The sequence below is a fragment of the Janthinobacterium sp. GW823-FHT01H08 genome (assembly GCF_058797855.1).
This window is the reverse complement of the sequence record NZ_CM179504.1, coordinates 2,492,555-2,518,328: the sequence shown is the minus strand read 5'-3', so window position 1 is coordinate 2,518,328 and position 25,774 is coordinate 2,492,555. Positions and strand designations below refer to the sequence as shown.

Sequence of the window (25,774 nt, the reverse complement as noted above, 5' to 3'; positions counted from 1 at the left end):
CGCCAGCCCATTGCATCCCCATAGCGCTGAATTATAAATGAGAATCATTATTATTTGTGTATGCACGTGCACGCAGCAGGGATATGCGAAGGCGACCGGCTTCACGCGGCCGGCGGGCAGGACAGCATGCGTTTCCAGACATCGTCCTGCACTTGCCGCACCTGCCGCAGGGCATCGGGGCCGCGATAGATATCCAGCGTGTTCGGCCACGCGATATCGATGAACAACTGCCGTGCCGGATCGATCAGCAGCGACTGCCCCACATAGTTCCCCTTGATCTCACCCTTGTTGACGGCCAGCAGGCGCGCGCCGCCCGCAAGCGCCCGCTCGTCCAGCGCCACGCCGCTGCGCTCGGCCACGTCGCGCAGCCAGCGCTCGCGCCAGCGCGCCTGCTCCGCGAACTGTCCCTGTGGCGGCCGGTCCAGCTTGACGACGGCCGCCACGGGACCGCCTGTGCCCGCCTGCAGCGAAAAGCCCATGCGTTCCTGCAGTTCGACCGTGTAGGCCTCCCCCTTGACGTCGATCTGGTAGCGCCCCGCCCCGTCCTGTACCAACAGGTCGGCCTGATGGTAGGCAGGTTTGACGCAATTGGCGTACTGATAGGCGAGCACATCGAGGAATGGTGGTGCGGCCGGGGTGGACGCCGCCATGGCGGGCGACAGGCTGGCCCATAAGGCCGCTGCGGCCGCGTATTTGATCTTGCTCATGCTTGCTCCGGTTCACGTAAAAGACGATGACGGCCGAAAAATACCTGCGGCACGCCATCGAGTCGCTCATGGTAGCTATTTTGAATATTTCTTTCTGGCACACGATTCAATTGAATCGCGCTTGTTGAATCACTATTTCTAGTATGTAATCTTGCAAACAAGTCATTACATCAACTGCCAGTACGTTTCCCTCATCACACGGAGTCCCAGGCAATGTCCGCATTTTTCCATGTAAACGCATCTTCCTTACGCGTCGATCACGACGGCAGCCAGACAAGATGAACAATCGTCCATTCACTGAGCGGCGCCGCCAGCAATTTCTGGATGAAGAACTGTATGTCAAAACGCGCAGCAATCAATTTGCGCTGATTGCAGGAGGACTGGAAAACAAAAAGGTCGCCGACTCAGCGCAGGAAAATGCTTCCGTCCATCATTTTTTGTATTTAGAAGAACTCTGGATCTGGATGCTCGACTATACGGCGGGCGAGTCCATCGAGGCCTTGGCGCCGCGCATCGCGGGCATCGTGGATAAGTTTGAAGAATGGAATGCGGTCGATCAACTCTATCAGCAGGATGCGGCGCTTGAGTTTCCAGAGTTTGGGCCCTACGAATATGAGGGAGCACCAGAGTTTTACGTCCTGTCCGACTATGAGGACACCTTGCAACTGCTCAGCATTGCCATCCTGCTGCGCGATCACCGTTCGGTGCTGCGCATCATCCACGTGCTGCGCAGCCACCGTGGCCGCGATGGCCTGTTCGAGCAATTGATCGACGGGTATGTGGAGGATGGACAAGCACTCGACGCCTGCATCATCGCCAGGCCCTATGACACCCTGCTGCAAGTGTTCTATGAGGAGGATGAGGACGCTACCTTGGCCCTGCTCCAGAAATACCTGAAACAGTGGTATCCGGCCATGCGACATCATCCGCGCTGGTACAACGAGCATCTCAATATCAGCGAGGAAGGCTATGCCGGCTACTACGGCTACTGGGCATTCGAAGCGGGGGCGACGGTTTTCCTGCTCGACCTGGAAGATAGCCAGGCCGCGCATCTGGTGTACCCCAGGGATCTGGTCGACTATGCGCGACGGCTACGCAAGGAAGGCCGCTACACCAGCGAAGTTACATGGCCGCAACCATAATCAGCAAGGGGCAAGGATGCAGACGCTGAACGAACGGGATTTTTGGGCCCGGCGCAGGGAAGCGGCCGCCATCACCCGCGTGCTCGATATCGATGACAGCGGCTATCGCGGCACGCCCCTCTATCCAGCCGACCTGGTGGCGTTCTGCAGAAGGCAAGGGAAAGGTCCCGGCGCATGAAAGCTGCCAGCGCCAGCATCGCCACCGCCGTCACCGTGGCTGCCGGACTCTGCTTCGCCCTGCCCAAGCAGTCGTCTGTCGCCACCGATCCCTTTCCGGGCATTTACGCCATCAACGACCCCGTCACTGGCGAGACCAAGGATGTCCTGAAAGTAAAATCGCTGCTGGGCGAGTACGTGGTACTCGCGCGCTTTGGCGGCCATGGTCCATGGACGGGCCCCATCTACGCCAAAGTCATGGGCAACGGCGACAGCTACGCGTCACCGCCACTGTTTCAGCAAGACCGCATGGTCAGCGCGCTATCGCTGGACGAGATCGGCTACCTCTACCACACGCCGGGCAACAGCGACTCGCGCGTCGGCCCGTCCGATACCGGCTATATCAGCAGTATCGCGAGCTTCGGCATTACCCCCCTGTTCCACCGGCCCCTGCTTGCGGGCGGCAACGAGCGCGGTGAGCGGGGCTTGCACGCGTACACGCCCGGCGCCGGTGAGCGCAAGGTATCGGTCAGTACCTTGAACTACAGTCCGCGCATGATACAGGTGGGCATCAGTTCCGTCGGCGATCCCGACAACGCTGTCGATACCGATCCACTGAGTCCTTACATGAGCAGCGCCGCCAGCTGCTGCTTCTACCTGCCGGCGCAGGCCGCAGCGCCGTTGCAGGTCAAGCTCGAATATCGCTGGCTGCCCAAGGGCAAGCCTGAAGTGCTGGCCGTGACCTTGCCAGCCAACAGCGACGCCGACGAACTGCTGATACTGGTGCAGGCGGATGGAACAATGGGCGTGGAATTTCACGCCCCCGGCAAGGACCTGGATCTGACGCCCGAGGGCGTCAAATCCATCAATGGCAAGCCGTATCCGCTGCCACCGGCCGCCGAGCGCAAGGCGCGCCTGGCTGCGGAACTGGCGCGAAGAAAACGCTTCTTGAAAGATATGTACAGGCTGCGGGACAAAGGCACGGGCGAATCTGTCGAGATGGCATATCAGCTGCGCTACCTGATCGACGAGTACGAGAAAACCATCACCTATCTGGAAACGTTTTCCGCATGCACAGGTACCTTGGCAACGTGCGACAAGCAAGCCACGGCAGCGGCGCGCGCGCCATAGCGCAGCCACGTCCAGGAAACGCCAAGCCGAACGGCGTCCTGACCGCCAGCCAGCCTGTCAGCGGCCCGGATGCGCGGGCGCCGCCAGCGCGCTGGCAGCGGCGCCCGCATCGAGCTTGAACACGCCCACTTCCCGCACCAGGTTGGCCGCCTGCTCTTCCAGGCTGCCGGCAGCGGCCGCCGCTTCCTCGACCAGGGCGGCATTCTGTTGCGTGACCTCGTCCATCTGCGTGATGGCCTGGTTGACCTGTTCGATGCCCAGGCTCTGCTCCTGGCTGGCGGCGGCGATTTCGCTCATCAAGTCGACCACCTGCTTCACGGATGCCACGATCTTGTCCATCGTGGCGCCCGCCTCGTCCACCAGCTTGCTGCCCGCGTCGACGCGCTCGACCGAATCGCCGATCATGGCCTTGATTTCGCGCGCGGCACTGGCCGAACGTTGCGCCAGGCTGCGCACTTCGCTGGCGACGACGGCGAAGCCGCGTCCCTGCTCGCCCGCCCTGGCAGCCTCTACCGCTGCGTTCAAGGCCAGGATATTCGTCTGGAAAGCGATACTGTCGATCACGTCGACGATATCGACGATCTTGCGCGAGCTGGCATTGATGGCGCCCATGGTATCGACCACGCGCCCGACCACCTGTCCGCCCTGCACGGCAAATTCCGACGCCGACACCACCAGCTGATTCGCCTGCCGCGCATTGTCGGCATTCTGCTTTACCGTGCTGGTCAGCTCCTTCATCGCGGAAGCCGTTTCTTCCAGCGAACTGGCTTGCGCCTCCGTGCGCGACGACAGATCGAAATTGCCGGCCGCGATTTCGCGCGAAGCAATAGTGATGCTTTGCGTGCTGCTGCGCACCTGGCCCACGGTGTGCGACAGGCTGCCATTCATCGCTTCGAGGGCCTGCAGCAATTGACCAGGCTCGTCGGAAAAACGCTTGTCGACACGATTGCTCAAGTCGCCGGCCGCCACCCTCTGCGCGGCACGCAGCGCCTCCTGCAAGGGGCCGGTAATGCTGCGGCTGATCAGCACGGCGCCGGCGATGCTGACGCCCAGTGATGCCAGCAGCAAGCCCGCCAGCAGCACGGTTGCCGAGCGTGCCTTGTCGGCCGATTCGGTCTCGAACGCGGCCGAGCGCTTGCTGGTCATGTCGACCACGCGGTTGATGGCCGCCAGATGGTTGTCGTAGCTGGCGGCCATGGCCGCCATGGCAGTGGCGACGCCCGCCTTGTCCTGCCCCTGCAGCGCCGGGATGAAGCGCGTGAATGCCGTCTCATAGAATGCCACGGCAGGGGCATGCGCCTGCGTCAGCAGGGCTTCGGCGATATCGTGATCGAGATCCTGGGTACGCCAGAACTGATGGCGCGTGTCGTACTCGGCCTTCAAGGTTTTCAGGCGTTCGACCAGCTTGTCTTGCGCGCTTCTGTCTTCGGACGCCATCAGCTGGAAGGCGACCAGATACGATTCGAGGATGTATTCCGGCGGCGGCAGCACGTCGGCCACCAGGTCCTTGCCCTGTACGATGCGGTGATATACGGGACCGTTGACCTTCAGTTCGTGCAACACGCGCAGCGACCAGCCGCCATACACGATCAGGCCCAGCGAAAAGATGGCGACCAACAAGGCCAGCCGGCGCGACAGTTTGACTTGGCGAAGCAGCTGCATGTGCGTACCCCCTCGTTTATCCGGACCATGCCGTCAATGCCGCCGGCATAGGCCGCGCTGGCCAGTATGAAATTTCTGCGCGGCATTTGTGGATTATGCAACTTTTTAAGGGGATTGGGCTGAATGCGGTGAAAAAGAATCTCTTGCTGAGCAAAGGCTGGCGCAGGCGCCCGCAGAGGCCGGCGCAGGCGCTGGCCGCTACTGCCTGAGATGAGGGGACGGCGTTGGCCGCGCAGCGGCCAACGGGGCCGCGCGGGCGCGGCAGATGGGCGATTCGGAGAGCCTGCGCGCCCTTCAGGGCGCTCCGTCTTCGAATCCCACCGTTCCGTCCAGACAAATAAAAAAGCCTCCCGCAGGGGAGGCTTTTTTATTTGATTCTGGCGGAGACGGTGGGATTCGAACCCACGATACAGGTATAAGCCGTATGCATCCTTAGCAGGGATGTGCCTTCGGCCACTCGGCCACGTCTCCTAGCTGATTACTCAACTATGTCTCTGTAGCTAACTGCGCTGCAGCGACGAACGTCATAATATCGATTGCCCCCCCTTTGGTCAAGGGCGTGGGGCAATATTTTTGGATATTTAAGCTTTTTCCAGCTCGAACGCTTTATGCAGCGCGCGCACGGCCAGTTCCATGTACTTTTCATCGATCAGCACGGAGATCTTGATCTCGGAAGTGGAGATCATCATGATGTTGATGCCCTCTTCCGACAAGGTACGGAACATTTGCGATGCGACGCCCACGTGGCTGCGCATGCCCACGCCGACGACGGACAGTTTCGACACTTTCGCGTCGCCCGTGATGCTGGCCGCGCCCAGTGCTTCGCGGTTCGCTTCCAGCACGGCCAGCGCGCGCGTGTATTCGCCGCGCGAGACGGTGAAGGTGAAGTCCGTTTTACCGTCGACCGACTGATTCTGTATGATCATGTCGACTTCGATATTCGCGTCCGCCACCGGTCCCAGGATGTGGTAGGCCACGCCTGGACGGTCGGGCACGCCGAGCACGGTGATTTTGGCTTCATCGCGGTTGAAGGCGATGCCGGAGATGACTGCTTGTTCCATGTTTGTATCTTCCTCAAACGAAATCAGGGTGCCTGAATTGGCTTCTATTTCCAGCGGCAACATCGGGTCGGTCAGCGACGACAGCACGCGCGTGGGAACGCGGTAGTTGCCGGCAAATTCCACCGAACGCGTTTGCAGCACTTTGGAGCCCAGCGAAGCCAGTTCCAGCATTTCTTCAAAGGTGATGGTCTTCAGGCGGCGCGCCTCGGAGACCACGCGCGGGTCGGTCGTGTAGACGCCGTCGACGTCCGTGAAGATCAGGCATTCGGACGCCTTCATGGCGGCGGCGATCGCCACGGCCGACGTATCGGAACCGCCGCGGCCCAGGGTCGCGATGTTGTCGTGTTCGTCGACGCCCTGGAAACCGGTAATGATGACGATCTTGCCCGCATCGAGGTCGCGTTTGACTTTTTCGTCATCGATCGACTGGATGCGTGCCTTGGTAAAGGCGGAATCGGTCTTGATCGCGACTTGCCAGCCAGCATAGGATACGGCTTGTTTGCCGATCGCCAGCAGTGCCATCGACAATAGGCCGACGGACACCTGTTCGCCTGTCGAGGCGATCATGTCAAGTTCACGGGGATCGGGTTGATCCATGATTTCCTTGGCCAGTCCAATCAGGCGGTTGGTTTCGCCCGACATGGCGGATGGCACCACCACGATTTGATGCCCGGCGTCGTGCCACTTGGCAACGCGCTTGGCGACATTCTTGATACGGTCAGTCGAGCCCATCGACGTACCGCCATATTTGTGGACGATTAAAGCCATAAGAGTGAAGTTTCCGCTCAAGAAGAATAAAAAAGGAGGGCTTTACTCTACATGCCGCAATGCAAAATAACAAGCTAAAAAGCGCATTAGCTCATACCGATTGTACATATGGAAATAACCAATCCATGCAGTCCAGCCGGCTGGAGCAGCCACCTGGCGACCGCCCCGGGAGTGGCCGTGGAGGCTGCCCCTGCGCTCAGCAGGAGAGCCAGCGCAAGGTCACGCGAGGACGGTCCAGCAGACTCAGACAATGGCAGTCGAGGCCGATACCGGCCGCGTACAGCAATTGTTGCGCCGCACAGACAAGCGGCAGGCGTTCGCGCTCCCAGGCGGGCACGTCGAACGCCTGGTAATGGTATTTCAAGCTCTTGGTGGGACGGTTCAGGGCCAGCTTCAGGCGCTCGCCCCCCTGGCGAAAATCGATGGTCAGTGTCTGTGCTTGCAGCCAGGCAATATCAATACCCTGGCCGCCCTCTTCCACCGCGTCGAAATGCAGCACGCCGCCATACGCGGGAAAGGCCAGACTCGCTTCGCCCTGCCACGTAAATTGCTGGCCGGCCTTTTCCAGGCCGGGAATACCGGCGTCGTCACGCTCGCGCATGCCGGCCAGATCATCGAGCTTCGGCGTCAGATATAAACGGTCGCGGTGGCGCCGCACGTGGCATTCGGGGTGCGTGACCAGCAGTTGCGCATCGGGCCGCGCTTCCAGCAGTTGCGCCAGCATTTCCGCCAGCCATGCCGTCGACGGCATGCGCAAGCCGCGCGTGCCGAACCAGTGGCGCAGCAGGTTGTAGCAACGGTCCGCGCTCAGCGCGCGCAATTTCGCCAGTTCGATGCAGTCGCCATCGAGGCACGCCGCCAGATCCTGCGTCGCCAGCTCCGTCAGCAGGCGCTGCGCCGATTGCGCGTGCTGGGCGCTGCGGGCGAAGCGTTCCTGGAAACCGGGAAAGGCCTGCGCCAGCACGGGCATCACCTGGTGCCGCAGGGCATTGCGGGCAAAGCGGGGATCGTCGTTCGACTCGTCGTGGATGTGCGCGATCGCATGCTTCGCCACATACGCTTCGAGTTGTTTGCGCGACACGGAAAGCAGCGGGCGCGCCATCACCAGGTCCGGATTGCCCAGCAGCTCGGGCGCGCTGTTGGCGCCATCCATACCGGACAGGCCTGCCGTGCCGGAGCCACGCAGCAGCTGCAGCAGCACCGTTTCCGCCTGGTCGTCCTGGTGGTGGGCAGTCAACAGCAGGCGCACGCCGTGCGCGGCGCACAATTCACCCAGGGCCGCGTAACGGCGCTTGCGGGCCGCCTCTTCCGTGCCCGTCTTCGCATTCTTTTCCAGGGTGACCTTGCGTGCCTCGAAGGCGATACCCATGCCGGCACACGCCTGCGCGCAGTGGGCCAGCCAGGCATCCGCGTTCGGGCTCAGGCCATGGTGCACGTGAAACGCGTGCAGGGACACGCCCTGCTCTTGCGCCCAGGCATGCGCCAGGTGCAGCAGGGCCGCGGAATCGAGGCCGCCGCTCAGGGCGATGCCGACGGTGCTGCCGGGTGCAGGTGCGCAGGCGTCCAGTGCGCGGGCGAAGATGTCGGGCACGGTGGCGGTTTGTTGCTTTTTCATTCGGACTCCGGGAATGCAAAGAGGGACAGGCGGCTAAACGGATGGTGTCGTTTAGCGGACTGTCCCTGGTAACTCTTGATATTTTGTCGGATTACGTCTTGTCGGCTTACGCTGCGCTAAGCCGACCTACGCCGACCTACGTCGACCCACGTCGACCTACGCCGACTTGCGCTGGCTTACTCGCTCGGCGTGGTTTCCTTGAACTTGCCGTAGCTCAGCAGTTTTTCGTGGCGCGCGGCCAGCAGGTCCTTGGTTTTCATGCCCTGGAACTGGCGCAGGGTGTCGGCCAGTGCGCGTTTTAGCAAGGTGGCCATCTGCTTCGGATCGCGGTGGGCGCCGCCCAGCGGTTCGTTGATGATCTTGTCGATCAGGCCCATCGCTTTCAGGCGGTGGGCAGTCAGGCCCAGCGCTTCGGCCGCGTCGGAGGCGCGCTCGGCGCTCTTCCACAGGATCGAGGCGCAGCCTTCCGGCGAGATCACTGCGTAGGTCGAGTATTGCAGCATCAGCACGGCATCGCCCACGGCAATGGCCAGCGCGCCGCCGGAACCGCCTTCACCGATGATGGTGGCGATCAGCGGCACTTTCAGTTCGGCCATCACATACAGGTTGTGGCCGATGGCTTCCGACTGGCCGCGCTCTTCCGCGTCGATGCCGGGGAAGGCGCCTGGCGTGTCGACGAAGGTGAAGATGGGCAGGTTGAACTTTTCCGCCACTTTCATCAGACGCATGGCCTTGCGGTAGCCTTCCGGTTTCGGCATGCCGAAATTGCGCATGGCGCGCTCTTTCGTGTCGCGGCCCTTCTGGTGGCCGATGACCATGCACGGCTGGCCGTTGAAGCGGGCCAGGCCGCCGACGACGGACAGATCGTCCGCGTAGCTGCGGTCGCCATGCAATTCGTGGAAATCGGTAAAGATTTCATTCACGTAATCCATGGTGTAGGGGCGTTGCGGGTGGCGCGCGATCTGCGCCACTTGCCAAGGGGTCAGCTTGGCGTAGATATCCTTGGTCAGCTGCTGGCTCTTCTTGGCCAGGCGGTCGATCTCTTCCGAGATGTCGACGGCCGAATCGTCTTGCACGAAGCGCAACTCTTCGATCTTGGAATCGAGTTCCGCGATCGGCTGTTCAAAATTGAGGAAAGTCGTTTTAGTCATTGTACCTCCAGGTTTTACCGGCCACGGCGCCAGGGCGCGCGGCGTCATCTATGTTTATTTTACCGTACCGGCTGGTGCGCCGGGGGCTGTATCGGATGCGGCAGGGGCGGCTGCAGGGTCGAGACTGCGCCACAAATACCACGTCGCCACGGTGCGCCACGGTTCCCAATTGGCAGAAACTTCGCGCGCATCGCTGCGGGAAACGGGTTCGCCGGAGAAGTAATTGACGCTGATACCCTGGATCAGACCGGGGTCGTCGAGCGGCAAGACATTCGGCCGGAGCAGATTAAATATCAGAAACATCTCGGCTGTCCAGCGGCCGATGCCGCGGATCTGCACCAGTTCGGCGATGACGGCTTCGTCATCCATCTGGTCCCACTGGCTCGCGTGCACGCGCTTGGCCTTGAAATGGTCGGCCAGGTCGAGGATGTATTCGGTCTTGCGTTTGGACAAACCGCAGGCGGACAATTGCTCGGCGCCAGCCTTCAATACTTGCGAAGGCGTGCATTTCGGGCAAGCCAGCAGCAGCTTTTTCCAGGCGGCATCGGCCGCCTTGGGCGTGATCTGCTGCCCCACCAGCGAACGGGCCAGGGTGGTAAACGGGTCGCTATGGCCGACCAGGTGCAGGTCGCCAAATTGCGGGATGAGTTTTTTCATGATGCGGTCGCGCTTCATCAGCTCGATCTTCGCCTCTTCCCAGTAATGCGGCACCTGGATCACCTGCGCAGCGATTACTGGCGCTTCCCCGTTTTCCCTGGACGTCGCCATCATGCGCGGCGCCAGTTGGTCGAGCCGTCAGGCTTGTCTTCAAGAATGATGCCCGCCGCCAGCAATTCGGCGCGGATCTTGTCGGACTGGGCAAAGTCGCGCGCCTTTTTCGCCGCACTGCGCGCCGCGATGGCCGCTTCGATGCCGGCCGCCTCATCGACGCCGCCGGCGGCGGCGCCGACGGTCGCTTGCAGGAATTGCTGCGGCGTGCGCTCGAGCAAGCCGAACACGCCCGCCAGGCCTTTCAATTGACGCGCCAGGGCGGGCGATTTGCTCTTGTTGACTTCCGTTGCCAGGTCGAACAGGGCAGCCACGGCCAGCGGCGTATTGAAATCGTCGTCCATCGCTTCGCGCACGCGCACGGCATGCGCTTCGTTCCAGTCGATGGCGCCCTCTTCCACCGCCATGTCGGCCAGCGCCGTGTACAGGCGCGTCAGCGACAGGCGCGCATCATCGAGGTGCACGTCCGAGTAATTCAGGGGGCTGCGGTAGTGCGCGCGCAGGATGAAGAAGCGGATCACTTCGGCATCGAACTTTTGCAGCACTTCGCGGATGGTGAAGAAGTTACCGAGCGACTTGGACATTTTTTCATTGTCCAGGCGCACGAAGCCGTTATGTATCCAGTAATTGACGCTGGTGTGGCCGAACGCGCCTTCGGATTGGGCGATCTCGTTTTCGTGGTGCGGGAATTGCAGGTCCGCGCCGCCGCCATGGATGTCGAATTGTTCACCGAGCAAGGCGCAGGACATGGCCGAGCACTCTATATGCCAGCCCGGGCGGCCCTTGCCCCACTTCGAATCCCATTTGACTTCTTCCGGCTCGGACTCCTTCGACGACTTCCACAGCACGAAGTCGAGCGGATCGCGCTTGCCCGTGTTGACGTCGACACGCTCGCCCGCGCGCAGGTCGTCGAGCGACTTGCCCGACAGCTTGCCGTAGTGGGGGAAATTGCGCACGGCGTAATTGACGTCGCCGTCGGCCCCCTGGTAGGCCAGGTCCTTCGCTTCGAGCTGCTCGATCAGGCGCAGCATCTGCGGCACGTACTCGGTGGCGCGCGGCGTGTGGTCGGGCGTCAAAATGCCCAGCGCGGCCGTGTCTTCATCCATGTACTGGGTGAAGCGCGTCGTCAGCTGGGAAATCGTCTCGCCGTTTTCCACGGCGCGGCGGATGATCTTGTCGTCGATGTCCGTAATGTTGCGCACATAGGTGACGTCGAAACCGGACGCCTTCAGCCAGCGGTAGATGACGTCGAAGGCCATCATCATGCGCGCATGGCCAATATGGCAATAATCGTAGATGGTCATGCCGCAGACGTACATGCGTACCTTGCCCGCTTCCATCGGGACGAATACCTGCTTCTCGCGCGCCAGGGTGTTGTAAATCTTTAGATTGCTCATCGTACTTTGCAAGTGAAGCGGCCGCCAGCCTGGCAAAACGACAGACAGGCGCGGACACCGGGGGTGCCGCGCCACTGAACTGCCGTGTGCGCCGAAAACTGTCGACCCGCTATATTGTTGTTCTTGTTTGTTAGAATTGGGGCGTTAGCGGTCAAGTATAACATTGATAAAAACCATACTGGCCCGATATGAATCAGGTTTTTACGATGTTCAACCGAATTTTCAGTTCTTTACAATTAAAGCAAGTTTAGAGAAAAATAACGATCAAGGACGCCTTCATGCAAGAAACCAAATCGAAACGCCTGTCTTTCCTGGCCCGCTTTTGCACCCTGTTTGCCGGCCTGACCCTGGGCAGCGCCGTCGTGGCGGCCGCACCGGCAACCGCCCTCGACCCCACGCCCCATGTGGCCCTGAAAACCAGCATGGGCGAGATCGTGCTGGAGCTGGATCAGGAAAAAGCGCCGAAAAGCGTGGCCAACTTCTTGCAGTATGTCAAAAGCGGTTATTACAAGGGTACCGTGTTTCACCGCGTCATCGACGGCTTCATGATACAGGGCGGCGGCTTCGACAAGAACATGAAGCAGAAAGCCACCAAGGCGCCGATCCAGAATGAAGCGCAGAACGGCTTGCAAAACGTCACCTACAGCATCGCCATGGCGCGCACGGGCGACCCGCATTCGGCCACCGCGCAATTCTTTATCAACGTCAACGACAATGGCGCACTCGACTACCCTGGCCGCGACGGCTTCGGCTACACGGTGTTCGGCAAAGTCATCAAAGGCATGGACGTGGTCGACAAGATCAAGGCCGTGCCCGTTGCCGACAAGGGACCGCACCAGAACGTGCCCGTCACCCCCGTGGTGATCGAATCGGCGACTTTACTCAAGTCCGCGCCCGCAAAACTGTAAAATAGCGTTTTTGCGGCGCCGGCCTGCCTGGCGCCGCTGAATCAATTATTCATCCAATTTATTAAGGATCATCATGACCTCCGTCATCATCACCACCAATCTGGGCAAGATCACCGCTGAACTGGACGCCGAAAAAGCGCCGAAAACGGTTGCCAACTTCCTGGCCTACATGAAAGCCGGCCACTACGACAACACGATCTTCCACCGCGTCATCGACGGCTTCATGATCCAGGGCGGCGGTTTCGAGCCAGGCATGAAACAGAAGCCTGCCGACACCACCGTGGAAAACGAAGCCAAGAACGGCCTGAAAAACGATACCTACACCCTGGCCATGGCCCGCACGTCGGACCCGCACTCGGCATCGGCCCAGTTCTTCATCAACATCAAGAACAACAGCTTCCTCGACTACCCAGGCCAGGACGGCTGGGGTTACGCCGTGTTCGGTAAAGTTACCGACGGCAAGGAAGTCGTCGACGCCATCCGCGCCGTGAAAACCTCGCGCGCCGGCATGTTCGCCGATGTGCCAGTGACCGACGTCATCATCGAGAAGGTAGAAGCCGCGTAATTCGGCTCAGGCATCATGAATCACAGGCATTGCCGCGTTGGCGCCTCTCCATCTACATCACTTTTTGGGAGCGTTGAACGATGACAATGCCTGCCGCACTCTTTATTTCCGACCTGCATCTGCAGAGCTCGCACCCGCGCACCAGCGCGGCGTTTCTTTCTTTCCTGGAACATCATGCGCAATATGCGCAAGCGCTGTATCTATTAGGCGACCTGTTCGAATACTGGGCCGGCGACGATGACCTGGAAGACCCGTTCAATGCGCGCATGACGGCCGCCATCCGCGCCGTCAGCGATGCTGGCGTGCACGTCTACTGGATCGCCGGCAACCGCGACTTTCTTGTCGGCTCCGGCTTTGCCGCCGCCGCCGGCGCTACGCTGCTCAGCGAACCGCACGTGGCCACGATTGCCGGCCGGCGCATCGTCTTGCTGCATGGCGACGCCGAATGCACGAAAGACGTCAGCTACATGGAGTTTCGCGCCATGGTGCGCCAGCCCGCCTGGCAAAAACAGTTCCTGTCCATGCCGCTGGCGCAGCGCAAGGCCATCATCGATGGTTTGCGTCAGAGCAGCCGCGAGCATAATGGCGAAAAATCCATGGACATCATGGATGTCACCCCCGATGCTGTCGCGCAAGTGTTTGCCGAACATGCGAGCACCGTCATGATCCACGGCCATACGCACCGCCCCGCCCTGCACCAGGTCGACAATACCTTGCGCTATGTCCTGCCCGACTGGGAATGCGACGTGACGCCGCCACAACAGCCGCGCGGCGGCTGGATCGCCATCGATACGCGCGGCAACATCACGCGCCACGACCTGAACGGCGAGATCGTCGACTAGGCCTGCGCCGACGGCCGCACGGGTGTTTGTCCGATAGCCGCGCCCGCCTGGCCTTGCTGTAATGACGCCATGCCCACTGTTTACATCGGCACGGCCGGCTGGAGCATCTCCAGCGCCGCCGCCAGCCACTTTCCTCTCGATGGCAGCCACCTGCAGCGCTATGCCCAGGTACTGGACTGCGTGGAAATCAACAGCTCGTTCTACCGTCCGCACCAGCCCTCCACGTACGCGCGCTGGGCCGCCAGCGTGCCCGAGCATTTCCGCTTCAGCGTGAAATTACCGCGAAGCATCACGCACGAACGGCGCTTGCGCGACTGTGCGGACGAACTGGACCGTTTTGCGGGAGAAGTCATGCAACTGGGGAATAAACTGGGCTGCGTGCTGGTGCAGCTGCCGCCCAGCCTGCGTTTCGAGGCCGACGTGGCCAGCGCATTTTTCCATGCGCTGCGCCAGCGCTTCGACGGCATGCTCGCCTGCGAAGCGCGCCACCCCAGCTGGTTCGAGGCGGGCGCGACCGAACTATTGACGCTGCAAGGCATCACGCGCGTGCGGGCCGATCCGCCTGCGGGACAGCCGGGGCCGCACATACCGACGACCAGCGTGGCCTACCTGCGCCTGCACGGCAGCCCAAAGATTTATTACTCGGACTACCCGGCCGACTACCTGGCGGCGCTGGCCGCCGACTTGCACACATCGGCGCAGGCGGGCAGCTGGTGCATCTTCGACAACACGGCGGCCGGCGCAGCCCTGTTCAATGCGCTGGACCTGCATGCGCGGCTGGCCTGAAAATACGTGTTGATTTTTTGAGACTTAGTGTTATAGTTAACTACAACACCGATCAACTACATCACGGAGCTTCGATGCCTACAGCATTTTTCACGCGCCGCACGGCCCCGCCCTTGTCGGAGCGCATCCCATGAGCACGGAATGGAATGACAATAGCCCCATCTACCGCCAGCTCAAGGCCAGGGTGGTGGGCATGATGCTCGATGGCGTGCTGCAGTCCGGCGACGCCCTGCCGTCGGTACGCCAGGTGGCGGCCGATTATCAATTGAACCCCATCACGGTTTCGCGCGCCTATCAGGAACTGGTCGACGATGCCCTGGTGGAAAAACGCAGAGGACTCGGTATGTATGTCTTGGAAGGCGCCCGCGACAAATTGCTGGCCAGTGAACGCGAGCGCTTCATGCGCGAAGAATGGCCGGCGATGCTGGAACGCATCACGCAACTGGACCTTAACCTCGAGCAACTACTGCAGGCGAGCCGCGACAGTGGCGCACACGGAGAGAGCGCATGAATGCATTGAACAAGGACAGCGTCATCAGCGCCCGCGGCCTGCGCAAGCAGTATGGCAAGCAAGTCGCCATCGACGGCATCAGCTTCGATATCGCGCCGGGGCGCATCGTCGGCTTGATCGGGCCGAACGGTTCGGGCAAGACCACCACGCTGAAAGCCATCCTGGGCCTGACGGGCTTCGAAGGCCAGCTGTCGGTGCTGGGACGCGATCCGCGCCTGCAGCGCGACGCGCTGATGGACGACGTATGCTTCATCGCCGACGTGGCCATCCTGCCGGGCTGGCTGCGCGTGGCCGACGCCATCGATTTCGTTGCCGGCGTGCATCCACGTTTCGACCGCAGCAAGGCCGAGCGCTATCTGGCCCACACCAAGCTGGCGCCGAAGATGAAGGTCAAGTCCATGTCGAAAGGCATGGTGGTGCAGCTGCACCTGGCGCTGGTGATGGCCATCGACGCCAAACTGCTGGTGCTCGACGAGCCGACCCTGGGGCTGGACATTCTGTACCGCAAGCAGTTCTACCAGAACCTGCTGCAAGACTATTTCGATGAAAACAAGACCATCGTCATCACCACGCACCAGATCGAGGAAGTGGAACACATCCTGAGCGACCTGATGTTTATTCGCGACGGCAAGATCGTACTGGCATCGACCATGGAAGAGGTGGGCGAGCGCTACATCGAGGTGATGGTGGGACCGCAGCACGTCAATCCGGCGCGCGCGCTGCAGCCGATCAGCGAACGCAGCGTGTTCGGCAAGTCGGTGATGCTGTTCGACGGCGTCGCCCGCACCCAGCTGGCGGCCCTCGGCGAAGTCCGCACGCCCAGCCTGGCTGACCTGTTTGTCGCGACCATGAAAGGATCGTACCAATGAGTATTTCCCCTGCAAACAAGATGCAATGGCTGATCCGGCGTGAATTGTGGGAACACAAGGGCATGCTGGTATGGACGCCCGCCCTGATCGGCGTCGTCATGACCGTGCTGGGCGCCCTGGTGACGATAGCCACCATCGCCAAGACCAAGATGCGCACGGCGCTGATCGTCAATGGCGAAGAAGTGTCCTGGAGCACGGTCTTCAATACCCGCACCTTCGGCCCGCGCCGCACGGAAATCATCGACGCCGTCGCCAACAACTACACGTACGCGGCCGCGCCGCTGTTCCTGGCACTGGGCTTTCTCGTGTTTTTCTATTGCCTGAGCGCCCTGCATGAAGACCGCCGCGACCGCAGCGTGCTGTTCTGGAAGTCGCTGCCCATCTCGGATGCCCAGACGGTGCTGTCGAAAGCGGCCATCGCCCTGCTCGTCGCGCCGCTGATCGTGGCCGCCGCCGCCAGCGTGACCTCGCTGCTGCTCGTGCTGATCCTGAGCGGCGTGCTGGCGGTCAACGGCATCCATGTGTTCGCCGAACTGCTCGCCACGCCCGGCCTGTATCTGGGACCGCTGCGCGTGTTCGGCTTGCTGCCCGTGTATTGCCTGTGGGCCTTGCCGACGGTCGGATGGCTGCTGATGGTGTCGAGCTGGGCCAAGTCGAAAGTCTTCCTGTGGGCCGTCGGCGTGCCGCTGCTGCTGCTCATCCTGGCCGTCTGGGCCGTCAAGCTGACGCAGACGGAAAGCGGCGTCGACTGGATACAGATGAACGTCATCGGACGCGCCCTGCTGGGCACCCTCCCCGGTAGCTGGTATCTGTTCGAGCCGGACCTGCTGCCGCAGATGCACGCGCTGGCAGAGGGGGGATCGCACGCGACGCGCACTGATGTGTTCAGCAACTCCTGGTCCAGCCTGGCCTCGCCAGCCGTGTGGCTGGGTGCGGCGGCAGGCGCGGCGCTGATTTACGCCGCCATCCGCCTGCGCCGCTGGCGCGAGGAAGGCTGAGCCCCCTCTTCCATGGGCGGATTTGGGCGGCGCCCTGCACGCGTAACGCGTATGCCGGCCCGGCATACGCGCAGCGGACCGGCGGGGATCAGGCCCGCGTCAACCGGCCGATCACGCTGGCCACCTTGGCCGTGATCATGTCGACCGCGGGACCGTTGGCGCCGTGCGGCAAGATCACATCGGCATTGCGCTTGGTCGGTTCGATGAATTGCTTGTGCATCGGGCGTACCGTTTCCAGATACTGCTCGATGACGCTTTCCACGGAACGGCCGCGTTCCGTGATATCGCGTTGCATGCGGCGGATGAAGCGCACGTCGGAAGCCGTGTCGACAAAGATCTTCAGTGACATCATGTTGCGCAAGTCTTCGTCATACAGGGCAAACAGGCCTTCGATCACGATCACCGGCGCCGGCTTGACGGGAATGGTCCTGTTGGAGCGGTTGTGCAGCGTGAAGTCGTACTCCGGCATCTCGATCGCTTCGCCATTGCGCAAGGCCTGGATGTGCTGCACCAGCAATGGCCACTCGAACGCCTGCGGATGGTCGTAATTCTGCTGGCGCCGGACTTCAGGGGAGAGATGGGTTTGGTCGCAGTAATAGTCGTCCTGCATCACGACCGAGACCATGTCGGCACCGAACGACGCCAGCACCTGCTGTGATACGGTTGACTTGCCACTGCCGCTTCCGCCAGCGACACCAATAACAAACGGTTGGAAGGAAATATTATTCATGCCGAATGATACCGGAAACGCGGGCGGACTGACAGGGAGCGGCTCCTGTCACGCGTCATGCACGAGCCGCACATACAGCTCGGCCACCCGCTCGGCCGTGATGCCGTCGCACTGTTCCACCGCCAGCGGATGGCCGGTCGGCTCCAGCTCGAGGTACGGACGCATGCCGTCGTCGCGCAGGTGCACGCGGGTTTTCAGGTTCAGGGTAGCCGGATACACGGGCAGCTGCGTGCTGAGCCAGCCGAAGAAGGGGCCGATGTGCGCGCGCCTGGCGTCATTGAAACAGGCATCCCACGCATCGAAGCTCTCGCTGCTCAGCGACACCCACACGCCCCAGCTGAATGGTTCATCCGAGCCATGCACGGGGATGTCGATGGTGGCGCGCACGAAGCAGTGTTCTTCATCGACGATGCAGGCGTCGCTGTCGAGCTGGCAGCGCGTTTCGCGCTCGGCGGGCGCCATCTGCTCAACCAGCCACGGCGCATCGGCGCCGAAGCTGGGCATGCCCGTGTGAGTCTCGCCGCAGGCGCGGCACAGGAAGGAAAAACGCATGCGTGAAGGCTGCTTATTCGAACTGCTTACGGAACGCCTCGAACTGCGCCGCCAGGCCATCGAAGTCGCTGCGCAATTGCAGCACTTCCTGTTCCAGCTGGGCCACCCTGCTGCCCTGCTGCGGCGCGCTGACGGCACCAGCGTAACCTGCCGCCGTCTCGATCTGCGCCAGCGCTTCCTCGCCGCCCAGCAGATGGCCGTAGCGCGGTTCCTTGGCGCCGGGGGCGACGGCCAGTTTCGCCACCAGCGGCGGGTATTTGTCGATCAAAAATTGCAGGCCCGATTCCACCTCGGCGACGGACTTGAATTCATGCACGCGGCCGCTGCGGCTGCGGATTTCACCCGCCGTCTGCAAGCCGCGCAGCATGAGGATCGTCAGGATGGCCAGCTTGTCCTGTTCCAGCGACCACTTGATGCGCATGCGGTGTTCGTACTTGGCGACGCGCGCGCCCGCCTGCGTGATGCCGTTGACGAATTTGCGCTGCATCAGGCGCTGCAGCACGTCGTAGACGGTTTCCTCGGAGAGGGCCATGACGGGGTCGCGGCTCGACAGCTGGTTGCAGCCGTTCGTCAGCGCGTTGAGCGACAGCGGATAGCTGTCCGGCGTCAGCGCTTCCTTTTCGGCCAGCACGGCCAGCACGCGGATCTCGAAGGGGTCGAGCAGATTCGGATTGTCATTGCTTTTTTCGCCTGCCGTCACATCAGTATTCATGCCTGTATCCTTAATCAACCAGCTTGTTCATTTGCTCGGAATCGAATTTATCACACTCGGGCACGCCCTGGCAGCAGATGCCCGCCGCCTTCAGGGTGGCGAGTATGGTTTCGATGCGCTGCTCCTGCGCCACGGCGTGCGTGATCAGGCCTTGCAGGGCTTTCGACAGCGGATCGTCGCCGTTGGGCGTGACGCCGTACGCGGCAAACAAATGCGCCGTGCTGCCTTCGCGCAAGGCGCTGACATCCTTTTGCACGATGTGCGCGGGGTTGCCGACGGCCGTCGCGCCGGACGGCACGGGTTTCAATAGCACCGCGTTCGAGCCCACCTTGGCGTATTCGCCCACCGTGAAGCTCCCCAGCACCTGCGCGCCGGCGCCGACGATGACGCCGCGCTCCAGGGTCGGATGACGCTTGGCGCCGCTGTGCAGCGAAGTGCCGCCCAAGGTAACCCCCTGGTAGATGGTGCAGTCGTCGCCGACGACGGCCGTCTCGCCGATCACCACGCCGAAACCATGGTCGATGAAGACGCGCCGGCCGATGACGGCGCCCGGATGGATCTCGATGCCCGTGATGATGCGGGCGATATACGAAATGAAGCGCCCCACCCACTTCATGTGCCGCGTCCAGCACCAGTGCGCCCAGCCGTGCATGACGATGGCGTGCAGGCCCGGATAACAGGTCAGCACCTCCCAGCCATTGCGGGCGGCGGGGTCACGTTCGATGATGCTGTTGATGTCTTCGCGCAGGTGGTGGAACATAATGAAAATGGATAAGGTGGAACGCAAATGGTAGCGTATTCGGCGACGTGCTGCCGGAGAGGCAGATAAACAACCGCCGCCTCAAGGGCGGCGGCTGATTTTCTGGAAGCGCTACAAAACGTTCAGGGCAAGGCGCATTGCCGAAGACAGTACGAATGTACGGCGAGGCAATGCAACGCCGCCATGGACGTTTTTTAGGCTTCCAGCGCGATGCGCTGGCGGCGGGCTTCATAGAGGCACACACCGGAGGCGACCGATACGTTCAGGCTCTCGACGGAGCCGAACATCGGGATGCTGACGAGGATGTCGCATGTATCGCGCGTCAAGCGGCGCATGCCTTCGCCTTCGGAACCCATGACGAGGGCCGTCGGGCCCGTGAAATCGGCTTCGTACAAGCCTTTTTCGCCGTCGTCCGAGGTACCGATCAGCCAGATGCCGCGGTCCTTCAGTTCGCGCATGGTGCGCGCCAGGTTCGTCACGGTGATGTACGGGACGGTTTCGGCGGCGCCGCTGGCAACCTTGGCGGCCGTGGCATTCAAGCCCACGGCGCGGTCCTTCGGCACGATGACGGCATGCGCGCCGACACCGTCGGCCACGCGCAGGCAGGCGCCCAGGTTGTGCGGGTCGGTGATGCCGTCGAGAATCAACAGCAGCGGCGGGCCATCGATGGCGTCCAGCAACTCGTCGAGATTGCGCGCCAGCGACAGCTGCGACGCAAACGCGATCACGCCCTGATGGCGGCGCGTGCCGACGATCTTGTCCAGACGCGACGAATCGACGGGCATGACGCGCACGTTGGCCGCTTTCGCGGCGGCGATCATGTCCTTCATGCGGCCGTCGACGCGGCTGGCATCGACGAAAATTTCTTCCACGGACGACGCTTCATGACGCAGACGCGAAGTGACGGCGTGGAAGCCGAAAATCATTTTATTCTTCATTTGTTATCGTTTCTTTTATCGCTTGTTCTTGCTTGATTTTGATACAGTTTTTGCTGCTCGTGGTGCCGCCGCAGCGGGTGCCGCGGCTGGTTTCTTGCTGCGCTTCGGCGCGGCGGCCTTGGGGGCTGCTGCTTGCGGCGCTGCCTTGGCTTGCGCCTTGGCGGCAGGTTTGGCGCCATTGGCACGGCCGCCGGAACCATTGCCGGATTTGCCGCCGTTGTTGCCGCTGGCCTTGATTTCATGGCGCTGCTCGGTCGCGGGACCGGGCTTGACCATCGACTTCTTTTCGCCCTTGCGCTTGCCGCCAGACTGCTTGGCCGGCGCTTCGTCGCCCGCCAGTTCCGCATCGGTCACCAGACGCAGGTCGATCTTGCGCGTTTCCAGGTCGACACGCGCCACTTGCACCGTCAAACGGTCGGTCAGCTGGTAGCGCTTGCCCGTGCGTTCGCCGCGCAATTCATGGCGCGCATCGTCGTACTGGAAGTAATCGGTACCGAGCTCGGTGACGTGCACCAGGCCTTCGACAAACAGGGTGTCGAGTTGCACGAACACGCCGAAGGTGGTCACGCCGGTGATGGTGCCGGTGAATTCTTCGCCCAATTTGTCTTGCATGAAGTAGCACTTGAGCCAGGCTTCCACGTCGCGCGACGCTTCATCGGCGCGGCGCTCGTTGGCCGAGCAATGCACGCCCAGCGCGTCCCAGATGGTCAGGTCCGTCTTCTTCGGCTTGCCGTCGGCCTTGTCCTTCGCCTGCTGCTTGCGCGTGGCGTTCGACACGTTGGTGTTCAGCACGACCTTATCGGACAGTTTCGGCTCGTATTTCTTGCCTTGCAGAATCGCCTTGATGGCGCGGTGCGTCAGCAGGTCGGGATAGCGGCGGATCGGACTGGTGAAGTGGGCATACGCCTCGTAGGCCAGGCCGAAGTGACCGATATTGTCCGGGCTGTAGACGGCTTGCTGCATCGAACGCAGCAGCATCGTTTGCAGCAGGGCCGCATCGGGACGCTGCTTGATCTGCTGCATCAGGGTCTGGTAATCGGATGCCGACGGCGTGTCGCCGCCCGTCAGGTTCAAGCCAACCTGTTTCAGGAAAGTACGCACTTGCGTGAGCTTTTCCTTGGTCGGGCTGGCGTGGATGCGGTAGGTGCCTGGATGCTTGTTACGCAGCAACAAATCGGCTGCGCAGACGTTGGCCGCCAGCATGCACTCTTCGATAATCTTGTGCGCTTCGTTGCGCGTGCGGGGGATGATCTTTTCGATCTTGCCCGCGCTATTGCAGACGATATACGTTTCCGTCGTCTCGAAATCGATGGCGCCCCGCTCCGTGCGTGCTTTCAGCAAGGCGCGGTAGACGGCTTCCAGGTTCTGCAGGTGCGGCAGGATGTCCGCGCGGCGTGCCGCTTCGGGTCCCTTGGTGTTGCCCAGCACGGCGGCGACTTCGTCATACGTGAGGCGCGCGGCCGAATGGATCACGGCCGGGTAGAACTGGTAGGCTTTCAGTTCGCCCTTGTCGCTGACGACGGCGTCGCAGACGAGGGTCAAACGGTCGACGGCCGGGTTCAGCGAACACAGGCCATTCGACAGTTTTTCCGGCAGCATCGGGATCACGCGGCGCGGGAAGTAGACGGACGTGCTGCGTTCGAGCGCGTCGATATCGAGCGCGTCGTTCGGTTTCACGTAATGGCTGACGTCGGCAATCGCCACGATCAGGCGGAAGCAGTTGGCGCGGCCGATCTTGACGGGTTCGCAATACACGGCATCGTCGAAATCGCGCGCGTCTTCGCCGTCGATGGTGACGAGCGGCACGTCGCGCAGGTCGACGCGGTCTTTCAGATCGGCGGCGCGCACTTCGAACGGCAGTTTTTCAGCTTGCTTGAGGGCGGCGGCGGAAAAGATGTGCGGCACATTGAATTTGCGCACGGCAATCTCGATTTCCATGCCGGGATCATCCAGGGCACCGAGCACTTCGACGATCTTGCCGACCGGCTGCTTGAAGCGCATCGGCTGCTCGGTCAGCTCGACGCTGACGATCTGGCCGGCTTTCGCCTTGCCCACCGAACCGGTGACGAGAATGTCCTGACCGATGCGCTGGTCTTCCGGCGCCACGACCCAGGTGCCGTTTTCCTGGATCAGGCGGCCGATGACGTGGGTATTGGCGCGCTGCGTGACTTCAACGATCGTGCCTTCCGGGCGGCCGCGGCGGTCCGTGCCGACGATGCGGGCCATGACCTTGTCGCCATGCAGAACTTTCTGCATTTCTTTCTCTGGCAGGAACAGGTCGGCGCTGGCGTCGTCGGGAATGACAAAGCCGAAGCCGTCGCGGTGGCTCATGACGCGACCGGCGACAAGCGCGCTCTGGTCGGCCAGGCTGAAAACACCGCTGGCGTCAGACTTGAGCTGGCCGTCGCGCTCCATCGCCTTCAGGCGACGGACCAGGACATCCATGGAATCGGCATGCACTTGCAGCGTTTTCCCGAGAGACTGCGGGTCGAGAGGCGCGTTGACGCTGCGGAATATGCCGAGAATGTCCTCCCGGCTGGGGATGGTGTGGGTATTTTGGCTCAAAAGTATTTCTATAGTTGTTATTGACAGTGATCAAACGGAAGACAAAGACCGATGACATCACCGTCAATATTGACACGGTGATGTGCGGTAGTGTACCGGAGGACGCCTTGGTTTGCCTAACGCACAGCGTAGCGGAAACCGAACAAGTGCCCCGCCGATGAAAAAAAGGAGAAAAGCTGCGCAATGCATTTGACTTCGGCAAATATTGCTCTATAATCTCGGTCTCTTGCAGCGACAAACCTTCACGGGAATGCAGTTGCAGGAAAGCGGTACAGGGTTGATGTGCAGTATGGAGCGAAAGCTCATCTGGCGCAAAACTCTTCAAGTCGCTATAATAGCAGAATTGCTGTAAAGTTATTTTGCAACAAGTACTCGAGCAGTAAAGTAATAAGTCACAGCAGCATCAGTGCCCACGTGGCGGAATTGGTAGACGCGCATGGTTCAGGTCCATGTGCCTTCGGGTGTAGGGGTTCGAGTCCCTTCGTGGGCACCATTACCTAATTCGCAAAAAAGCCGCAAACTTTCACGAGTTTGCGGCTTTTTTCATTGCAGCTCCCCTGCCGGAGTCTGCCCCCGCATTTATTTACCACTTTCCATATTTTTTCATTGACCTCCACGCTGGCAGCCTCTATGATCCTGCCTTCTCTGCAGAACACGCAAAGAAAGCAGCAAAGCAGCATCAGTGCCCACGTGGCGGAATTGGTAGACGCGCATGGTTCAGGTCCATGTGCCTTCGGGTGTAGGGGTTCGAGTCCCTTCGTGGGCACCATTACCAAAATTCGCAAAAGAGCCGCAAACTTTCACGAGTTTGCGGCTTTTTTCATTTCCAGCCTCAGCAAACCCTGTCGGCATTCTTGACAGTTGACGGCTGCGCACGCGCCAAGTCCTTGATTTTACGAGTGAGCACGCTTCTTGCCTGCACGATGGCATCGCCATTGCTGGAGCGCCGCCATGAAAAGCCTCGTCGCCGTCCTCGCCTTGATGTTACCTATCAGCACTATCGCCTCGCCCCTGTTCAATCTGCAATACGTACCCGGCACTTCGCTGCAGGCGCAGCAGGGATTCCAGGCGGCGGCCGCGCGCTGGTCGCGCGTCCTGAAAGACAATGTCACCATCGAGTTGACGGTGGGCTTCAATTCGCTGGGCGGCAACATCCTGGGGCAAACGGGCTCGTCGGAAGCGTTTTACCGCTACAGCGACTTTCGCGGCGCCCTGGCCGCCGACGCCACGTCCACCATCGACCAGCGGGCGCTGGCGCACCTGCCAACGGGCGACAGCTTCGGCATGCTGATCAACCGCACGGCCAACAGCCCCAACGGCCCCGGCAGCGCCCTGCCCTATCTCGACAACAATGGCGACGCCAACAATCAGTATTTATCCCTGAGCAATGCCGAAGCCAAGGCCGTCGGCCTGGCGCCGCCGCCGCAATCGCTGGACGGCTGCATCGGCAATTGCGACGGCTTCATCCAGTTCAACAGCGATTTCAACTTCGATTTCGATCCCGGCAATGGCATCGGCGCCCACAGCATCGACTTCATCGGCGTGGCCATGCATGAAATCGGCCACGCACTGGGCTTTCTCAGCGGCGTGGATATCCTCGACTACAACTCGCCGCCGCTGGGCGGCCCCTATGACGACACGGAATTTACCTACATCTCGGGACTGGACCTGTTCCGCTACTCGGCAGAAAGCGCCGCGGCCGGCGTGATCGACTGGACGGCCGACAACCGCGACAAGTATTTCTCGCTCGATGGCGGCGCGACGCGCGGTCCGCTGTTTGCCAACGGCAGCTTTCACGGCGACGGCGACCAGGCCAGCCACTGGCGCGACAATTTAGACCTGGGCATCATGGACCCGGCGGTGGCATACGGCGAATTATTGCGCCTGCGCTGGAACGACTTGATCGCCCTCGACGCCATCGGCTGGGATATCGCCCCGAACGCCATCCCGGCGCCGGGCACCTTCCCACTGTTATGTCTGGCACTGATGCTGCTGGCATGGCAGCAACGACGCTGACTACGCTGAAAAAACAGGCAGCTTTATGCCATTTCTCATAGGGAAAACCCTTTTTTCAGCGGAAAAGGGGGTTTCTTGAAGAAAAGAGCAAAATGTTCATTGACCGAATGGCCGCCAACCCTTATTATTTTGTCCGTCGCTGCAGAACACGCAGCAGACAGCAAGCAGCAGCAAAACGCAGCACAATGCCCACGTGGCGGAATTGGTAGACGCGCATGGTTCAGGTCCATGTGCCTTCGGGTGTAGGGGTTCGAGTCCCTTCGTGGGCACCACCAGCAACGAGTTGTTTTCGTTGTGGTCCGCAGTACAGTAGTGAGATACAGCAGTAAGCAACAAGCAGCATCAGTGCCCACGTGGCGGAATTGGTAGACGCGCATGGTTCAGGTCCATGTGCCTTCGGGTGTAGGGGTTCGAGTCCCTTCGTGGGCACCATTACCTAATTCGCAAAAAAGCCGCAAACTTTC

The 25,774-nt window shown here is 61.3% G+C and carries 24 protein-coding genes and 5 tRNA genes; 15 read left to right on the top strand and 14 right to left on the bottom strand.

Going from position 1 to position 25,774, the window contains the following annotated elements; genetic code table 11:
- Nucleotides 1–101: 101 nt before the first annotated feature.
- Nucleotides 102–707 carry a hypothetical protein gene (locus AC3RCG_RS11280; protein WP_070289815.1) on the bottom strand — a complete coding sequence of 202 codons (606 nt, stop codon included), beginning with the start codon at nt 705–707 and terminating at the stop codon, nt 102–104.
- 278 nt (nt 708–985) lie between these two features.
- Here AC3RCG_RS11280 and AC3RCG_RS11275 point away from each other — a divergent pair, with 278 nt between their 5' ends.
- Genes AC3RCG_RS11275 through AC3RCG_RS11265 form a run of 3 tightly spaced genes read left to right on the top strand, consistent with a single transcriptional unit; the run spans nt 986 to nt 3,136 of the window.
- The gene (locus tag AC3RCG_RS11275) at nt 986–1,849 is read left to right on the top strand and encodes a PoNe immunity protein domain-containing protein (protein ID WP_492405646.1); all 864 of its coding nucleotides are present in this window, start codon (nt 986–988) and stop codon (nt 1,847–1,849) included.
- A gap of 16 nt (nt 1,850–1,865) precedes the next feature.
- Entirely contained in the window at nt 1,866–2,027 is a 162-nt protein-coding gene (locus AC3RCG_RS11270; RefSeq protein ID WP_492405644.1) for a hypothetical protein, read from the top strand.
- Nucleotides 2,024–3,136: a hypothetical protein gene (locus AC3RCG_RS11265; protein WP_492405642.1), complete on the top strand. Its 1,113-nt coding sequence runs from the start codon at nt 2,024–2,026 to the stop codon at nt 3,134–3,136. Before AC3RCG_RS11270 ends, AC3RCG_RS11265 begins: the two co-directional genes overlap by 4 nt.
- A 57-nt stretch (nt 3,137–3,193) precedes the next feature.
- Here the strand turns inward: AC3RCG_RS11265 and AC3RCG_RS11260 are convergent, their stop codons facing one another.
- From AC3RCG_RS11260 to cysS, 7 genes are all read right to left on the bottom strand, one after another.
- Complete coding sequence (locus AC3RCG_RS11260; protein ID WP_492405640.1) at nt 3,194–4,798, bottom strand: methyl-accepting chemotaxis protein; 1,605 nt, start codon at nt 4,796–4,798, stop codon at nt 3,194–3,196.
- 378 nt (nt 4,799–5,176) lie between these two features.
- Nucleotides 5,177–5,269: transfer RNA gene (locus AC3RCG_RS11255), tRNA-Ser, on the bottom strand.
- 110 nt (nt 5,270–5,379) lie between these two features.
- Nucleotides 5,380–6,627: an aspartate kinase gene (locus tag AC3RCG_RS11250; RefSeq protein WP_070221317.1), complete on the bottom strand. Its 1,248-nt coding sequence runs from the start codon at nt 6,625–6,627 to the stop codon at nt 5,380–5,382.
- A gap of 196 nt (nt 6,628–6,823) precedes the next feature.
- Entirely contained in the window at nt 6,824–8,242 is a 1,419-nt protein-coding gene (gene tilS / locus AC3RCG_RS11245) for a tRNA lysidine(34) synthetase TilS (RefSeq protein WP_492405638.1), read from the bottom strand.
- Between the two features lie 176 nt (nt 8,243–8,418).
- Nucleotides 8,419–9,393: an acetyl-CoA carboxylase carboxyltransferase subunit alpha gene (locus tag AC3RCG_RS11240; protein ID WP_034784047.1), complete on the bottom strand. Its 975-nt coding sequence runs from the start codon at nt 9,391–9,393 to the stop codon at nt 8,419–8,421.
- A 54-nt stretch (nt 9,394–9,447) separates the two neighbouring features.
- The gene (locus AC3RCG_RS11235) at nt 9,448–10,161 is read right to left on the bottom strand and encodes a DNA-3-methyladenine glycosylase family protein (RefSeq protein ID WP_070221359.1); all 714 of its coding nucleotides are present in this window, start codon (nt 10,159–10,161) and stop codon (nt 9,448–9,450) included.
- Nucleotides 10,161–11,558, bottom strand: coding sequence for a cysteine--tRNA ligase (cysS, locus tag AC3RCG_RS11230; protein ID WP_492405636.1), 1,398 nt, complete (start codon nt 11,556–11,558; stop codon nt 10,161–10,163). The genes AC3RCG_RS11235 and cysS overlap by 1 nt, the downstream gene beginning before the upstream one ends.
- Before the next feature lie 278 nt (nt 11,559–11,836).
- On the opposite strand from cysS, the gene AC3RCG_RS11225 reads away from it, so the two are divergent.
- From AC3RCG_RS11225 to AC3RCG_RS11195, 7 genes are all read left to right on the top strand, one after another.
- Nucleotides 11,837–12,466 (top strand): peptidylprolyl isomerase, encoded by a 630-nt coding sequence (locus AC3RCG_RS11225; RefSeq protein ID WP_492405634.1) that lies wholly within the window; start codon nt 11,837–11,839, stop codon nt 12,464–12,466.
- A gap of 73 nt (nt 12,467–12,539) precedes the next feature.
- Nucleotides 12,540–13,031, top strand: a complete 492-nt coding sequence (locus AC3RCG_RS11220; RefSeq protein WP_071326571.1) for a peptidylprolyl isomerase — start codon at nt 12,540–12,542, stop codon at nt 13,029–13,031.
- Nucleotides 13,032–13,117: 86 nt separating this feature from the next.
- A complete protein-coding gene (locus AC3RCG_RS11215; RefSeq protein ID WP_070221313.1) occupies nt 13,118–13,873 on the top strand; it encodes a UDP-2,3-diacylglucosamine diphosphatase in 756 nt (251 codons plus the stop codon).
- A 69-nt stretch (nt 13,874–13,942) separates the two neighbouring features.
- Nucleotides 13,943–14,659 carry a DUF72 domain-containing protein gene (locus tag AC3RCG_RS11210; protein WP_492405632.1) on the top strand — a complete coding sequence of 239 codons (717 nt, stop codon included), beginning with the start codon at nt 13,943–13,945 and terminating at the stop codon, nt 14,657–14,659.
- Between the two features lie 130 nt (nt 14,660–14,789).
- Nucleotides 14,790–15,170: a GntR family transcriptional regulator gene (locus AC3RCG_RS11205; protein WP_070289838.1), complete on the top strand. Its 381-nt coding sequence runs from the start codon at nt 14,790–14,792 to the stop codon at nt 15,168–15,170.
- On the top strand, nt 15,167–16,039 hold the full coding sequence (locus AC3RCG_RS11200) for an ABC transporter ATP-binding protein (RefSeq protein ID WP_492405629.1): 873 nt from the start codon (nt 15,167–15,169) through the stop codon (nt 16,037–16,039). The genes AC3RCG_RS11205 and AC3RCG_RS11200 overlap by 4 nt, the downstream gene beginning before the upstream one ends.
- A complete protein-coding gene (locus tag AC3RCG_RS11195) occupies nt 16,036–17,037 on the top strand; it encodes a hypothetical protein (protein ID WP_492405627.1) in 1,002 nt (333 codons plus the stop codon). Before AC3RCG_RS11200 ends, AC3RCG_RS11195 begins: the two co-directional genes overlap by 4 nt.
- 88 nt (nt 17,038–17,125) lie before the next feature.
- Here AC3RCG_RS11195 and udk read toward each other — a convergent pair whose 3' ends face one another.
- From udk to rnr, 6 genes are all read right to left on the bottom strand, one after another.
- On the bottom strand, nt 17,126–17,767 hold the full coding sequence (gene udk / locus AC3RCG_RS11190; protein WP_070221308.1) for a uridine kinase: 642 nt from the start codon (nt 17,765–17,767) through the stop codon (nt 17,126–17,128).
- Nucleotides 17,768–17,815: 48 nt separating this feature from the next.
- Nucleotides 17,816–18,319: a DUF2199 domain-containing protein gene (locus AC3RCG_RS11185; RefSeq protein ID WP_492405625.1), complete on the bottom strand. Its 504-nt coding sequence runs from the start codon at nt 18,317–18,319 to the stop codon at nt 17,816–17,818.
- A gap of 13 nt (nt 18,320–18,332) precedes the next feature.
- Nucleotides 18,333–19,031: a YceH family protein gene (locus tag AC3RCG_RS11180; RefSeq protein ID WP_070221306.1), complete on the bottom strand. Its 699-nt coding sequence runs from the start codon at nt 19,029–19,031 to the stop codon at nt 18,333–18,335.
- A gap of 10 nt (nt 19,032–19,041) precedes the next feature.
- Nucleotides 19,042–19,791: a serine O-acetyltransferase gene (gene cysE, locus AC3RCG_RS11175; protein WP_034784004.1), complete on the bottom strand. Its 750-nt coding sequence runs from the start codon at nt 19,789–19,791 to the stop codon at nt 19,042–19,044.
- Between the two features lie 194 nt (nt 19,792–19,985).
- Nucleotides 19,986–20,729, bottom strand: coding sequence for a 23S rRNA (guanosine(2251)-2'-O)-methyltransferase RlmB (rlmB, locus tag AC3RCG_RS11170; RefSeq protein ID WP_058048541.1), 744 nt, complete (start codon nt 20,727–20,729; stop codon nt 19,986–19,988).
- Between the two features lie 15 nt (nt 20,730–20,744).
- A complete protein-coding gene (rnr, locus tag AC3RCG_RS11165) occupies nt 20,745–23,294 on the bottom strand; it encodes a ribonuclease R (RefSeq protein WP_409026719.1) in 2,550 nt (849 codons plus the stop codon).
- A gap of 408 nt (nt 23,295–23,702) precedes the next feature.
- Between rnr and AC3RCG_RS11160 the strand changes: the two genes are divergently transcribed.
- The 5 genes from AC3RCG_RS11160 (at nt 23,703) to AC3RCG_RS11140 (ending at nt 25,742) form a co-directional block, all read left to right on the top strand.
- A tRNA-Leu gene (locus tag AC3RCG_RS11160) sits at nt 23,703–23,787 on the top strand.
- Between the two features lie 191 nt (nt 23,788–23,978).
- Nucleotides 23,979–24,063 (top strand) — tRNA-Leu (locus AC3RCG_RS11155).
- Nucleotides 24,064–24,245: 182 nt separating this feature from the next.
- Nucleotides 24,246–25,310: an NF038122 family metalloprotease gene (locus tag AC3RCG_RS11150; RefSeq protein WP_492405698.1), complete on the top strand. Its 1,065-nt coding sequence runs from the start codon at nt 24,246–24,248 to the stop codon at nt 25,308–25,310.
- A gap of 187 nt (nt 25,311–25,497) precedes the next feature.
- A tRNA-Leu gene (locus AC3RCG_RS11145) sits at nt 25,498–25,582 on the top strand.
- A gap of 75 nt (nt 25,583–25,657) precedes the next feature.
- Nucleotides 25,658–25,742 (top strand) — tRNA-Leu (locus AC3RCG_RS11140).
- Nucleotides 25,743–25,774 lie beyond the last annotated feature (32 nt).